This window comes from Saccharophagus degradans 2-40 (assembly GCF_000013665.1).
GTDB classification, from domain to species: Bacteria; Pseudomonadota; Gammaproteobacteria; order Pseudomonadales; family Cellvibrionaceae; genus Saccharophagus; species Saccharophagus degradans.
In genome coordinates, this window is record NC_007912.1 from 4,801,269 (window position 1) to 4,814,888 (window position 13,620).

10 protein-coding genes are annotated in these 13,620 nt (G+C 43.1%); 5 read left to right on the plus strand and 5 right to left on the minus strand.

The genetic code is table 11. The features are described from left to right. The first annotated feature begins 103 nt into the window (after positions 1-103). Both SDE_RS19860 and SDE_RS19865 read left to right on the plus strand, forming a co-directional pair. Entirely contained in the window at positions 104-1,366 is a 1,263-nt protein-coding gene (locus SDE_RS19860; protein ID WP_011470271.1) for an oligosaccharide flippase family protein, read from the plus strand. After that, positions 1,363-2,388 carry a glycosyltransferase family 2 protein gene (locus tag SDE_RS19865; RefSeq protein WP_011470272.1) on the plus strand — a complete coding sequence of 342 codons (1,026 nt, stop codon included), beginning with the start codon at positions 1,363-1,365 and terminating at the stop codon, positions 2,386-2,388. Before SDE_RS19860 ends, SDE_RS19865 begins: the two co-directional genes overlap by 4 nt. Before the next feature lie 35 nt (positions 2,389-2,423). Here the strand turns inward: SDE_RS19865 and SDE_RS19870 are convergent, their stop codons facing one another. The 5 genes from SDE_RS19870 to SDE_RS19890 all read right to left on the minus strand — a co-directional run bounded on the left by SDE_RS19870 (position 2,424) and on the right by SDE_RS19890 (position 7,569). Continuing rightward, positions 2,424-3,350: a sensor histidine kinase gene (locus SDE_RS19870; protein ID WP_011470273.1), complete on the minus strand. Its 927-nt coding sequence runs from the start codon at positions 3,348-3,350 to the stop codon at positions 2,424-2,426. Beyond that, the gene (locus SDE_RS19875; protein ID WP_011470274.1) at positions 3,347-3,889 is read right to left on the minus strand and encodes a heme NO-binding domain-containing protein; all 543 of its coding nucleotides are present in this window, start codon (positions 3,887-3,889) and stop codon (positions 3,347-3,349) included. The genes SDE_RS19870 and SDE_RS19875 overlap by 4 nt, the downstream gene beginning before the upstream one ends. An 11-nt stretch (positions 3,890-3,900) precedes the next feature. Next, complete coding sequence (locus SDE_RS19880; RefSeq protein WP_011470275.1) at positions 3,901-5,220, minus strand: HD domain-containing phosphohydrolase; 1,320 nt, start codon at positions 5,218-5,220, stop codon at positions 3,901-3,903. 26 nt (positions 5,221-5,246) lie between these two features. Beyond that, on the minus strand, positions 5,247-5,858 hold the full coding sequence (locus tag SDE_RS19885; RefSeq protein WP_011470276.1) for a hypothetical protein: 612 nt from the start codon (positions 5,856-5,858) through the stop codon (positions 5,247-5,249). Between the two features lie 61 nt (positions 5,859-5,919). Then, complete coding sequence (locus tag SDE_RS19890) at positions 5,920-7,569, minus strand: LruC domain-containing protein (protein ID WP_011470277.1); 1,650 nt, start codon at positions 7,567-7,569, stop codon at positions 5,920-5,922. A gap of 331 nt (positions 7,570-7,900) precedes the next feature. On the opposite strand from SDE_RS19890, the gene SDE_RS19895 reads away from it, so the two are divergent. From SDE_RS19895 to SDE_RS19905, 3 genes are all read left to right on the plus strand, one after another. After that, positions 7,901-9,034, plus strand: a complete 1,134-nt coding sequence (locus SDE_RS19895) for a helix-turn-helix domain-containing protein (protein WP_011470278.1) — start codon at positions 7,901-7,903, stop codon at positions 9,032-9,034. A 441-nt stretch (positions 9,035-9,475) separates the two neighbouring features. Continuing rightward, positions 9,476-11,314 (plus strand): sensor histidine kinase, encoded by a 1,839-nt coding sequence (locus SDE_RS21660; RefSeq protein ID WP_011470279.1) that lies wholly within the window; start codon positions 9,476-9,478, stop codon positions 11,312-11,314. Positions 11,315-11,323: 9 nt separating this feature from the next. Continuing rightward, positions 11,324-13,615 carry an EAL domain-containing protein gene (locus SDE_RS19905; RefSeq protein WP_011470280.1) on the plus strand — a complete coding sequence of 764 codons (2,292 nt, stop codon included), beginning with the start codon at positions 11,324-11,326 and terminating at the stop codon, positions 13,613-13,615. Positions 13,616-13,620 lie beyond the last annotated feature (5 nt).

Consider the following 13,620-nt stretch of genomic DNA (forward strand, 5'->3'; position numbering starts at 1 on the left):
ATTATCGGCTTGAACATAGCGCGTCATGCATCTTGTGCCTGTAGGCACGGCTTTTGCTCTTACCCTGTAAAGCATTACCTTACAGCAACGAGAGACAAGCTCCATGTGGAAAAAATTACACCACCTTCGCCGCGACCGGTTGTTTAGCAACACCGGCTGGATGCTTCTCTCTGAGGCAATAGCCAAGGTTAGTCGCCTGCTTACAGTAGTGATTATGGCCGCTCTGCTAACGCCATTGGAGTTCGGTATTGCATCGTTGGCGCTCGCTTGCCACGAATTAATACGTGTTTTTAGTCGCGCTGGCGCCGGGGCACGCGTTGTGCAGTGTGATGCGAATCAACTACCCGTCACCGCGGCTAACGCATCACTACTGCAATGGCTTGTGTGCCTTGGCCTAACGGCTGCACAAATAGCAGCAGCTAATTACATCGCTCAATTTTATAGCAACCCTGCGCTTGCGCCGCTGCTTACACTCATGGCACTTACCTACCTTTGCTACCCCATAGTTGCAGTAAAAGTATTTATGCTGCAGCGGCAAAACAATATGCAATATTTCGGCTTAGCTTGCGCCATTTGCTTATCGGTAGACAACATAGCAACCATTATTTTTCTGTTGCTCGATATGGGCGTAATGGCGGTAGCCTACGCAAAATTACTGTGTGCTGTTGCATGGGTAGTTATTTTTAGTCGCGTTAAATTAAAGTCTTATGCACCTAGCTTTCAATTAACGGTATTTAAAGCTTTAGTAAAGCTTACTATACATATTTTTATTGCCGATGCGTTACGTGTGCTGCGCTCGCAAGCAGATATATTAATAGCGGCGCGCTTACTACCCGCGGAATTATTTGGTTTATACAGCTTCGCCAAAAACGCTGGCGTAGGCCTAAGCCAGTCGATAGTAACGGCCTATGTAAGCGGGCTTTACCCATTTTTATGTGAACGGTTTCGCGCGCGCGAAGTCGGGCAAGCTAGAAAAAAGGCGTTTACCTATGGCGCAGCCATTAGTGTTTTATTTATTGCGCAATCAATAGTCGCACCATTTTACGTATCGCTTTTTTTCGCCGAGCAATGGCAATCTGCAGCGGTTATCGTTTCTATTTTATGTTTGGCCGGTATACCCGCTATTTTTACCGACACTTACGCAATGTTACTGCGCGCCGCCAACCAAACGTTTAACGAAGTGGTGCTTATTTTTTATTGTGTTGCTTGCTTAGCCATATCCATATGGGCACTGCAACCGCAAAACGCGCTTGCTTTAGCTTCAGCCAGTTTACTGGGCGGGGCCTTTTGGTGCCTACCTCTACTATTTTCATTTATACAAACCAAATTTAGCTCTGGTGTGTTTCTTAAAAAGGTACAACTATGAATAACACAATTAACAAGCCTATATTTTCAGTGGTTATGCCTATGTATAACGTTGCAAAGTATGTGGCAACGGCCATTGAATCGGTACTTGCGCAAACCTATGGTCAATTTGAGTTAATTTGCGTAGATGATGGCTGCACCGATAATACGTTAGATATCGTTAGCACCTATAAAGATCCCCGTATACGTGTTATACGTCAAAAAAATATGGGGCTTTCTGCGGCGCGCAATACCGGCATCAGCCATGCTCGCGGTTTATATGTAGCGCTACTCGATTCCGACGATTACTGGGCTCCCACTAAGTTACAAATGCATTTAAGCCATTTTAGAAACAACCCAAAACTTGGCGTAAGCTATAGCGCATCGCAATTTATTGATGAAGAGGGCAGCCTGCTAGGCATTGGCCAGTACCCCAAGTTAAAAAATATTCACGCACAAGATATATTTTGCAGAAACCCAATAGGTAATGGCTCTGCTGCGGTACTAAGAAAAAGTATGCTCTTGCAAATGGGCAAGCACGTATACAACAACGGTGAAGTGCGCCTCACTTATTTTGACGAGCGCTTAAGGCAATCGGAAGATGTGGAGTTTTGGTTAAGAGCGGCACTAACAAGCGATTGGCAGTTTATGGGTATTGGCGAAGGGTTAACCTTCTATCGCGTTAACGCCAGTGGCTTATCGGCTAACTTAACCAATCAATACCAAGCTTGGCGAGTATCTGTAAAAAACAACTACCATTTAAACCCAGCATTTTTTGATACATGGTATTCAATGGCCTCTGCATATCAAAAACGCTATTTAGCAAGACGAGCCGTGCAATCTCGCAACAGCTTCGCTGCATTAAAGTTTTCGGTTGGCGCTATACTCACCAACTGGCGAATAGTACGCGACGAACCCTCTCGCACCTTAGCAACCTTGGGCGCTGCGCTACTTTCTATTTTACCTAGTAGTATTTACAACCCGCTAGAACAATGCGTAATGCAGCTCACTAAAGCTGTGCAACAACGTAGCCTCCCGATTTAGGGGGCTATGTTTAGAGGGGTATGCTTAATAGTTTTTCAAGTATTAACAGGTAGCGTAATAGTAAATGTTGTACCCTTTCCCTCGATACTATCTACATGAATATACCCACCAAGATTTTTGACAATGCCATGAGAGATAGAAAGCCCTAACCCTGTCCCTTTACCCACTTCTTTAGTGGTGAAAAACGGATCAAATATTTTCAGTGCTAACTTAGGGTCCATTCCTTTGCCCGTATCGGATACGGTAATTTTTATGGAATTATTTTCTAAGGCTGTGTTTATGTTTATTTTTCCAGTTTCAGAAATTGCATGAGAGGCATTAACCACAAGGTTGAGGATAACTTGAGAAAACTCACCAGAACTACCCATTATCTCTGGCACATCGCCGTAATGAGTTATTAACTCCGCTTTGTATTTAATTTCGCTGGATACCAGCTTTAGCGTATTCTGAATACACTCATTAACAGAAAAGCATCTATCACCGTCTGTGTCTGGCCTAGAAAAATCTTTTAAGCTTTTAACTATTCCGGTAATTTTTTCTAAGCCAAATAAAGAATCTTCTATAACCTCCTGCATATCAGTTAGTATAAATTCTATATCATTTTTTTCTACTATATGAGTTATATCTTCATAGTTGATTACTGGCTTTTCTCGCAAATCAGCTAATTGAGAAAAACAGGTTGCAAGCGCACAGCGTACGGCGTTTAGTGAGTTTATATTGCTTTTAATATACGCGGCGGGGTTATTTATTTCGTGTGCTACGCCGGCCGATAGTTGGCCTATAGATGCTAATTTTTCTTGATGGAGAAGTTGTTCTTTTTGTTTTTTTAAACGGTTGTACGCCGCCGACAATGTCTGGCTAGCTTCGTATAGCTCTCTGGATTTGTCTTCGAGAAGCTTATCGGCTGCATGTCGCGCTTTCTTCTGCCGTTCGTAGGCAGCTCGGTAATCAATTTCACTCATATAATTTTAACGTCTATTAAACATTCATCAGCCCCCTGATGCACGCACTGACACTGACTTACAGAAACATCTGCTTTGTAGTGCTCAGCCGCGCCGATTATTAAACCCTCGGCCAATACGCATAATTTTCTCGGGGAGTAGTAACGCATTTGTAAATGCGAATCGGATAATTTAGTACAATTAATGGTGGGAAGCGACGCATTGCTATAAAGCTTATCCACCTCTTTGTGAATAACCCCGTGAATGCTCGATAGCAGATCAAATATATTGGTGTGCAAATCACAAAAAATTGGGAACTTACTATTCAACTGATGAAATAAATAGGTACCAAAACTTCGCACCAACTCATTCACCGGCACCCCGGTTAGCTCCGATAACGCAACAACCAGCCCTACTACCTCGGCGTCGTCGTAGCTCTCTGCCGAAATGTATATGCCCTCGGAATCAGGCTTCACTTTTGCGAGAACCTGATCCCATACGGCCATAGAAAAGACTTCCTCGACCATATCATTTAGGGCTATTAGCACCGCACCTTTCATGGGTAACACCGTTAGCTTGTATTAACAATATTCACTATTAACTTTGTTTTAGCAAAGCGTTCATAGAGTTCAATTTTGTTAATTTGATTTTGATTCAGTTTTACCCCTGCAGGCAGCAGTAAAACCTTATTGTGGGTGCGTATGTCATTAGCCAGAATCATACCTGGCTGCAACTCATGCACCTCTGAGGCAAGTATAGTAGAAATATAGTTGAGTGCTGCATCATCTACTTGCTCAAAAAAATGTTTCACCACGGCTATGTCGTAATGCCATGCAATGCGAGATTCGATATATTTACGCGCCATTGCATGGCCCTCTACCCCAGAGCACATACGCCCGCGATGCAGCTGAACATAATCGCTTACTACCCCCAAAATTCTTGCCGGCATTGGGATTTGCTCCGCCTTCAGTTTGTTGGGGAAGCCTGTGCCATTTAAACGCTCTTTATGAGTAGCAATAATTGAAGCAACCGGCGCCAAAGCAGGCATCCCATTGAGGATTTCCTCACTAATTGCTACTTGAGCCTTATATTGCTCGGAATGCTCATTTTCCTGTTCGTTCGCATCCTCTATCATCTCCCTCTCGCCTAACACCAAGTAGCCAATATTATGTAATGCAGCTGCGATATATAAATTTTCTAGCTCAAGCGCCGATAAACCTATGGCCCGACCTACCGCTGTTGCGCTTTCGGCTATAAAGGCACCGTAAGACCGCCCCTTACCACTTAACCCTAATAATTTAAGCACCGCGTGAGTTAGTTCATGCACGCGCATTTGTGCATGGTTGCGCTCCATTTCCAGTAGGGTTAATGCTTGATTCACCTCCATCGACTTTTCGTTCACTTGGCTATTTAAACTTAACGCCAACCGCCCAAGCTTTTTATTTTGAGACTTTTTTACTAGCTCTAAACGACGACGTTCTTTTTCACCCTCCTGAATATCCACTGTTTTTTGTAGCACATCCAGTAACGCCTCATCCTCCCAGGGCTTAGATATATAATTAGATATTTTTGCCTCATTGATGGCCGATTGAAGCGACTGTAAATCGCTATAGCCGGTAATAAGAATACGCTGTGCCTGTGGGTGGTTATCTCGCACATAAGATAAAAACTGCGCGCCATTCATGTTTGGCATACGCATATCTGAAACCACAATATCGACATTATTTTGGCTAAGTATTTGTATACCCTGCTGCGCAGACTCTGCACAATACACTGTCCAGTTTTTGCCACGCACTAAACGTTTAAACGCTTTCAATATTGGCAATTCATCATCTACAAATAGTAGTGTTACACTACTGCAGTCATTAGGTGCCATCGCTTGCTTTGCCATAGTCTGTCTCCATTTTAATGTTGATATTAACGAAAACTGTAGCTAACGCTTACTTCGTTATTTTCTGCAATATCTAACATCACTTTATTTTCAACGCCCACGGCATTCAGCTCTAACACTATTTTTTGTACATGTAGCGGTACTTCTATGTTGCTATTAAAGTGTCCCATAGAATCTGTTTTACCAATAAATAGCAACTGCGCGTCTGCTAGCGCCGCGTCGTCCCATTGATTAATATATTTATTAATGGATTTTATTTTAATTAGCTTATTTGCCAGTACATTTCCGGCGGAATCTACCGCATCGACCCTTAACGCTAGGCGTTTAAAATCGTCGAAATTAAAGCTCTCGGCAACATATAGTTGCGTTGAATTTTCGGCGGCCGCCGCTAAACGTGTTTCATCTGGGGTAAAGCTTGCATTGGTGGTGGTTAATGCTGAAGTTTGAGAAGCAGGCGCTGGCACTGCTTCACCACTCTCGCTGGCACCCTCACTCGGCAGCACGCTGCCTGAGCTAGAGCTAGCATTTAGGTTTGCACTAGAACTTGCTGAACCACCTCCGCCACCACATGCAACCAATGTTAAACACAACGCCAGTAAAGGTACTGGTATTTTTAGCTTTGAATTACTATTTATCATCTTGCTTTCCTTTATGTTTTAAATACGTATCTAAATGTATATATGTTTTTCTGTTATCTATTTATTGTTCGGGTACGAATGCGTTGTCGTCTCGGCAAAAATAGTGTGAAGTGCGATCACTAGATTGATACCAATTAGTTGCTTCTGCGCCAGAGCTTTCCACCCATTGTTCGTAGGCTGGATACGCCCAAACCACATCAATATATTCACTTGGATAACACCAGTTAGTGTGAATTTTTAGCGCCCACGGTAGATTTGCTTCATTTTTAAAATATCTACCCGTTTGCGGATCGGAAGTATCGGCTTTGCGGCCAAACTGAGTTTGGTCAAATAGATCTGTGGGTGGGTAATTAGCAAAGTGAACTTCTCTACCGCGATAATCAGTGCGGTATATAAAAAAGTCCAAGGCCGAATGATTAAGCGCGCTGGGTGCATACGAAAATGTCACATCTAAGCTATAGGGAACTGGGTCGTGCGTTGCGCAATCGCGTTTGGTATTGAAGTGCGAGCAAGCACCTTGTTCACCGGTTTGTGTATGCACATGCGAATTCGACCACAGGCTTATCACAGCATCGGTTTGATACTGCTCTGGCATTTTTTCATAGCGTTCGCCGTTTATCGTTACTTCTGCATTCGCGATTATATCCGGCGCTAAACCCATCAAACGCAACGCGAAGCCACTACTTATACTGGCACCACGCGCATCAATAAAACCCGATACTTTAAAACCACTAATATTCCCGTTAGCATCAAACATGGTTTGAAGTTGTTCGCGCACAACTAAATCGTTCATGTCGTAATCACCAACCTCGGGCCAATTATCTTCGTAGGCGAGGGTTACCCAATCTTGGTTACTTGGGTAGTAAGCGCTAAACGCGCGGGTGTAGTTGTTAGGGAATTCGTCTTCTTCATCGATAACACCATCACCATCGCTATCGTTTGCCTGAGGAATAACCGTGAGCGATGTTTTTTCTATTGCAGTACCTGGGGTTGCTTTTACAGAAAATACGGCATCGTTAAAGTCGTTATCGCCCCAGCTGCGCGGTAAATCCTCAAAGCCGATAATCACTTCTTCAACATGGTCGTCATATAACAACACGTTGTGTTGTTTCAGGCCTTCTGGGTCTGGGTTTAGGTGGGTTAAAGAATAATAAAAAGGGCTTGCGGTGGGTTTAACACCTGTGTCGTACCAAAAGCCATTGGCGGCAATAAAAAAGCCGATACTTGTACCAGCGGTAAAAGAACCAATACTTACTCGGTGACCATTAGTTAAATGGGGGTAGGATAAATTGGGGAAAACAATAGTTTCTCGCACATCGTGTATCGAAGCTGGTGGATTCGCCGCATCATAGGTGAAATAGCCAAAGGAGTTTTTGTAGCCAGCGCCCTCGTGAATAAACGTGATATACACTTCACCGTCTTCCACCAGTGTAATATTCGCGCCAGCATCACCCGTTAAAAAAGCTTCGTTGACCCTCGCCTCTGGCAGCGCATTGGCAATGCGATCAAAAAACGCCGCGTCGTACTGACCGCGCGCGTAAGTAAGGTTGTCAGGCTTGCCGGTGTTTTGGTTGTAGCCGCCAGGCCAAGCCTCGCCCGAATTAAAGTGCCACTGGTATTGGCCGTCTATTATTTCGACTGCTTTTACGCTTTGATTGATAAACACACAGCCCGATGCGAATAACAGCGCTTTTAATTCTTTACTTAACATGATGTAACCCTGATGCAGTGATTGAATAGATTTGTTTCCAACACTGTTACCAGATTCATGCCAATTTATTTTTTATATAAATATCAATAGGTTAGATAGATAAATCACTTTCGCGACCTATAATTTTGCAGATTGCAATTCGCATAAAGCGAATCAATTGCAAACTCAACCCGCTCTTTTCGCACTTATTACCTAAACTTAATTATCGGCAGGCATTGATAACTCGAACATATAACGAACACCGGTATAGAAGGAATCTTTAGGCATACAAGGAAAGCAGGCATAATATCCCCCAGCTATTCCCATAATCATAAGAATCCACGGACCACCCATGAAAGAGCACTTATTTAACTTCCACGATGTATTTCTGCTCATTACCACCGCTATTTGCCTACTACTGTGTTTATTCCAGTGGCTAATTTTTGAAAAGCGGCCCGAACGAGGCGTGTTAGCGGGGTTTTTGTTCTCGTTGGCTGTGACCAATATCACTGTTTTGTTTATGTGGAGCGACAAAATAATCGTGCCCCCTTTCGCGGTAGTATGGATTCTGCCCTATACCCTTATGGCTAGCCTGCTGCTACATGGCCCATTGCTATTTTTATATGTGCGCATGCTTACTCGCCACAATGCCGAGCTGCACAAATTCGATTTGTGGCACCTTGCGCCATTAGTCGTGCTATTTGTAGTGATGGCCAGCCTAGGCATACACAGTGTAGACCTACTACAACGTACAGAGCGCCCAGCAGAAACGGACATAATTGGCATTATTTGGGCTATCGCAAAAATCCAACCGGTTGTTTATTGTGTAGCCGCCGTACTTTTAGTGCAGCGCTACATTAAACGCCTACAGCACCAGTACGCCAGCTTTTCGCTGACAGAACCTGTGTGGCTAATGATGCTCTCTGGCGGGTTTTTATTGAATTGGGGTTGGTCGTTTTTAGTGTACTTAATTGCTAAATTTTCTAGCCCTCAATTGGCCGATAAACTTGGCATTGCCGATAACTATGTCACTTTCGTACTTATTATTGCGCTGTTCGTTTACGGCGTGGCCCATGCGCAAAAATTACTAAGCACTAAACCCGATACCCCACGCGAAACCCACGAAGACAATTACGACAAGCGTGATATAGACCGTATAGTGCAAGCCATGGAAACCGACCTGCTGTATTTAGAACACAATGTGAATTTAGAAAGCGTGGCAGAGAAAGTAAAACTTAGCAGCCGCACTGTGTCGCAAATAATAAACAAACACTTTGGCACAAATTTTTACGAATATATTAATTCCTACCGCATAGAAGCGGCAAAGCGTATGTTGGCCGACCCCGCATACAAAGAAATGACAATTTTAGATATTTTGATGAAAAGCGGCTTTAACAGCAAATCGGCATTCCATCGCTTTTTTAATCGTTTAGTGGGCACCTCACCTACGGCATATAGAAAAAAAATGCTCACAGAGAAAGAGTAAACTTCGCACCCTTGTTTATAGAGTCACTAAACCACTAACATTCACAATTTATTTTAATACTCTCTTATTCCCTCCTTTAACACCGTCTTCGCTTAGGCGGTGTTAACCTCCTTGTCACATTAATCATTTATACAAGAATAAATGACAATATTTTATGTATACCCTATTCAAAATATAACGGTGGACTAAACTATTTGTATCTATATATAAATGCATCGTGTTATTTGCAACCTTACCAATATTTAACAATCAATGAGGCCAGATAGATCTATACGAGTTATTTTTTCATGCCAGTTAGATATAAAAATATCGCCGGCTTGGCATGAAAAGCAAGGATAAATGCAAGGAAGGTGCTTACCACTCGCCCCCTTTTAATTCTATTAGGTGAGAAAAGCACCACCCACACTTGTAAAACTGGGCATAGCGCCTAAAGGGGAACACATGCTATTGCCATTGGTAAAGGAATTAACGTCACCCAAGCTTGTAGAAAACAAGCGGCTGCTGTTCTTTTTGTTTTTTCTTGCACTCAGTGCCGTTGTGCTTACCTCTTGGCAGAGCATTGCTTACCTTACTGGCAAAAACCAGCGCTTTCAATTATTGCGCCAAGCCACCATGCTCGAGTTGCAGCGGTTGGAGTCGCGGGCTGCGGAGCGCCTAGCAATAAGTGCTATTGCGCTAAGTATTGTGGCTCAGTCGCCAACACTAAGTAATTATGCCAACCAAACTAGTGAGCAAAACGAAAAAGTATCCGCTTTATTCGACTCGCTTATTAAAGCTTGCCCTGATGTATTTCAGATTCGCTTTTTAGACAAAAACGGCAACGAAAAAATACGCTTTGAGCGCAACAACGGCTCTATTTTTCAAACGGACAGTGAAAATTTACAAAGCAAAAAAAATAGGCGCTATTTTCAACACGCCAGCAAACTGGCAGCCGGACAAATGTATGTATCACCACTAGAACTTAATATGGAATACGGTGAAGTCGAATTGCCTTGGCGACCCACAATACGATTGGCAATGCCCGTGTACCCCAGCCAAGGTAATTTTGAAGGCGTTATAGTTATCAATATAAACGCCCAAGTGCTGCTTAATTTTTACAAAAATAGCTCACAGAAAGTAAAACTACTTAGCCCAGATGGCCACTATATATTGGGTGAACAGTCTCCAAATTTATGGGGCTTTATGTTTAATAAGCCCGCACCATTCCCAATACAAGAGAAGGCTAAATGGCAAAGCCTACTAAATCACACCCAGCTAGACACCGTAATTAATGACGAGCACTGGGCGGCGCGGCGCACCCATGTAAACACTGTAATGCCTGCAACACTTACCTACAGCAATACCCAGCAAGTACTTTGGTATGCAGTTGTGAATGAAGATAACAACACCCCAACCAGAGAGCCCTTCGCATTTATCCCTATAGTGGTGACCATTTGCCTGCTAAGCGTTTTAAGCTGGGTATGGACGAGCAGCATCAACCAAAAACGGCGTACCGAACAAGAACTTGCCCGCTCAGAAAAAATGGCCTCACTAGGCGGCCTAGTTGCCGGTGTGGCGCATGAGTTAAATACCCCCCTAGGTAGCGCAGTTACCATAGCCAGCACCATACAAGAAAAAACTAACGCAATTAATTCAAGCCTAGCAACTGGCTCTATTAATAAGTCAACTATTGTTGAATTTGTTCAAGATATGGAACATGCAAGCAAACTCTTACTTAGTGGCTTGCACCGCGCGGCAGAGCTTATTGGGCAATTTAAACTTATAGCCGTTGATCAAACGGGTGAACAGCGTAGAAGTTTTCAATTGGATATTTACTTGGCAGACCTATCTGCCACGCTGGCGCATCAATTTAAACACCGAAAAGTGGATTTACTATTAGATTTTAAATCCAATGCCGAAATGCACACCTACCCTGGCGCCTTATCACAAGTTGTCATTAACTTAATTACCAATACCCTAACTCACGCATTTGCAGAAGGCGACGTGGGTGAAGTCATTCTCTATTCCAGAGAGGCATCTACCGACCACGTTTGTATAGGTGTTATTGATAACGGTGTGGGTATTTCTGAAGAAAACATAAGCAAAATATTCGAACCATTTTTCACTACCAAACTGGGCCAAGGCGGCAGCGGGCTTGGCTTGCACATAACATTCAATATTGTGACCAATATTTTGGGCGGCAAGATAAGTGTTACTAGTAACCAAGCCGAGCGACGCACCGAGTTTATCGTCACAATTCCAAAACATTTTTCTAACAGCGTAACGAACGACAATAATTAGGATTACCGCATGAGCCATTTCATTGCAACCAACAATTCTGTTCAAGCTTCTAGTACGGCGCCGGCAACGAACCCGACGATGGATTTCGATATAATCGACGATACCGATCAGAATACGCCGATACCAAAGCGCAAAAATGGTAGTTGGAAAATTCTAATTATCGATGATGAAGATGAAATTCACCAATCAACAAAATTTGCGCTTAAAGGAACAAAAATACTCGATAAGACCATCGATACTTACCATGCTTACTCGGCTGCCGAAGGCCTGGAAAAAATTCGTGCAACACCTAATTTGGCATTAATTTTATTAGATGTAGTAATGGAATCTGCCGATGCAGGCCTGCGCCTAGTAGAGACCATTCGCAACCTAGGCTATACCGAAGTGCGTATTATTTTGCGTACAGGTCAACCCGGCTATGCACCAGAACTTACGGTAATGAGCGAGTATGATATCAACGATTACCGCACCAAATCTGAACTTACGCGCACACGCTTAATAAGCTGTTTAACAACCGCATTTCGGTCCTACCAACAAATTCACATTATTAATTCCAGCCGCCATGGTTTAGAGCTTATTATCAATAGCGCCAAGGATATATTTAAACGCCGGAACATTAATATGTTTGCCAGAGGCGTGCTTACCCAGCTTATAGCGCTGCGCGGCGAACCAGCCGATGGCATTGTGTTTTTACTTTCTGATTCCGGTGACCAAGATCTCAGTACGGAAAACTTGCTAGGAAGCATGGAAGTTATTACCACTACCAGAAAATTTGAAAAGTTTTCTACCAGTAACTTGGCAGACATGCAACAAGAAGAAATTTATCAAGCCATCTACCGAGCATATTTTTCTAAACAAGGTATAGATTTAGAACATGGCTTAGGTTTGCACTTCTCTTCTAGCGAAGGTAAGCAGCTTTTTATTTATGTGGATGAGTTTTCTGATTGCGATAGCCAACATGCAACCCTACTGAAAGTATTCGCAGGTAACATTGCCATTGCATTCGAAAACCTAGCACTTATCGAGCGATTGGATGAGCTTGCCTATATTGACCCCATTCTAAAAATTCCCAATACCAACGCCCTTAGCCAACAGATAGAAAACTTAAGTACAACGAATCAAGCGCTATCACTCATTACTGTTCATATCAATCAAATTGAACACGCAATTGTTGTGTTTGGCCACACTATTGTTAACCAAGCATTAGTAGATTTGCGCGAAAAGTTTATCACCGAGCTAACCCCCTCACCCTTTTGCGTGGCCAGCGACGGCAAAGAAGATCTATTTTTACTAGTACCTTCCACCCACAATTACAGCCAAACGATAAAAAATATTCTCGATCAAAAAATATGTGTAGATGGTATTACTCTTTCGTTTAGTGCCATTATTTCCATAGCAGATGTAGAAGAAGATATGGATTCACAAACCGTGGTACGGAACTCCATTTCTGCACTTATATTGGCTGCAACACAATCAGGCACCAACAACGTTGTAAAATACGACGCTAAAATAAATTCAGCGCTTAATAAACGCATACTTATGCAAAGTTCACTGCGTGAGGCATTAGAGTTTAATGGCGGAGTGCAAGCCTATTTACAGCCCAAGGTGAATTGCGCCGACGGTAAGTTAGTAGGGGCAGAAGCGCTGTGCCGTTGGGAGTTAAACGGAAATGCGATTGCCCCAGATGAGTTTGTTCCTATCGCCGAGGCCGGCGGCCTTTCAAGTAAATTAACCGATGCCATGTTAATTCAAATAGCCAACTTTGCAGAAAGCCGAAGAGCGAAAAACCTGCCCGTTTTACCCGTGGCAGTTAATCTTTCTATGAATGAACTGCATATACCCAACTTTGCCGACTCTATGCACAATCATTTACTTTCGCTAGGGCTATCACCGAATACCATCGAGTTTGAAATCACCGAAAACGTAATGATGCTGGATCCAGATAAAACCATTTACGAGTTAAGTCGCTTACGCGAATTGGGCTACTACCTCGCCATCGACGACTTTGGTACGGGGTATTCATCATTAAACTATTTACATCGCTTGCCAGTTCACTGCTTAAAAATAGATAAAATGTTCATTAATCAGCTAGATATAAACTCAGCCAAATCAAGCTTAGCCGCCACATCTATTTCAATTGCAGAGAAACTGGGCCTAACCGTCATTGCCGAAGGCATAGAAACGCAGGAACAACACGATGCGCTTAAATTTTTAGGCTGTAATATTTGCCAGGGGTATTTGTTTGGCAAACCAATAGCGGCAGAAAATTTTAATAGAACGCATAGTATTCGACAAACCTAAGAGAA

What these genes read in the sequence shown, in the direction of transcription:
- SDE_RS19895 (WP_011470278.1), top strand. Translation starts at nt 7,901, where the DNA reads ATGAAAGAGCACTTATTTAACTTCCACGATGTATTTCTGCTCATTACC.
- SDE_RS19885 (WP_011470276.1), bottom strand. Translation starts at nt 5,858, where the DNA reads ATGATAAATAGTAATTCAAAGCTAAAAATACCAGTACCTTTACTGGCG.
- SDE_RS19875 (WP_011470274.1), bottom strand. Translation starts at nt 3,889, where the DNA reads ATGAAAGGTGCGGTGCTAATAGCCCTAAATGATATGGTCGAGGAAGTC.
- SDE_RS19880 (WP_011470275.1), bottom strand. Translation starts at nt 5,220, where the DNA reads ATGGCAAAGCAAGCGATGGCACCTAATGACTGCAGTAGTGTAACACTA.
- SDE_RS19860 (WP_011470271.1), top strand. Translation starts at nt 104, where the DNA reads ATGTGGAAAAAATTACACCACCTTCGCCGCGACCGGTTGTTTAGCAAC.
- SDE_RS19890 (WP_011470277.1), bottom strand. Translation starts at nt 7,569, where the DNA reads ATGTTAAGTAAAGAATTAAAAGCGCTGTTATTCGCATCGGGCTGTGTG.
- SDE_RS19905 (WP_011470280.1), top strand. Translation starts at nt 11,324, where the DNA reads ATGAGCCATTTCATTGCAACCAACAATTCTGTTCAAGCTTCTAGTACG.
- SDE_RS21660 (WP_011470279.1), top strand. Translation starts at nt 9,476, where the DNA reads ATGCTATTGCCATTGGTAAAGGAATTAACGTCACCCAAGCTTGTAGAA.
- SDE_RS19865 (WP_011470272.1), top strand. Translation starts at nt 1,363, where the DNA reads ATGAATAACACAATTAACAAGCCTATATTTTCAGTGGTTATGCCTATG.
- SDE_RS19870 (WP_011470273.1), bottom strand. Translation starts at nt 3,350, where the DNA reads ATGAGTGAAATTGATTACCGAGCTGCCTACGAACGGCAGAAGAAAGCG.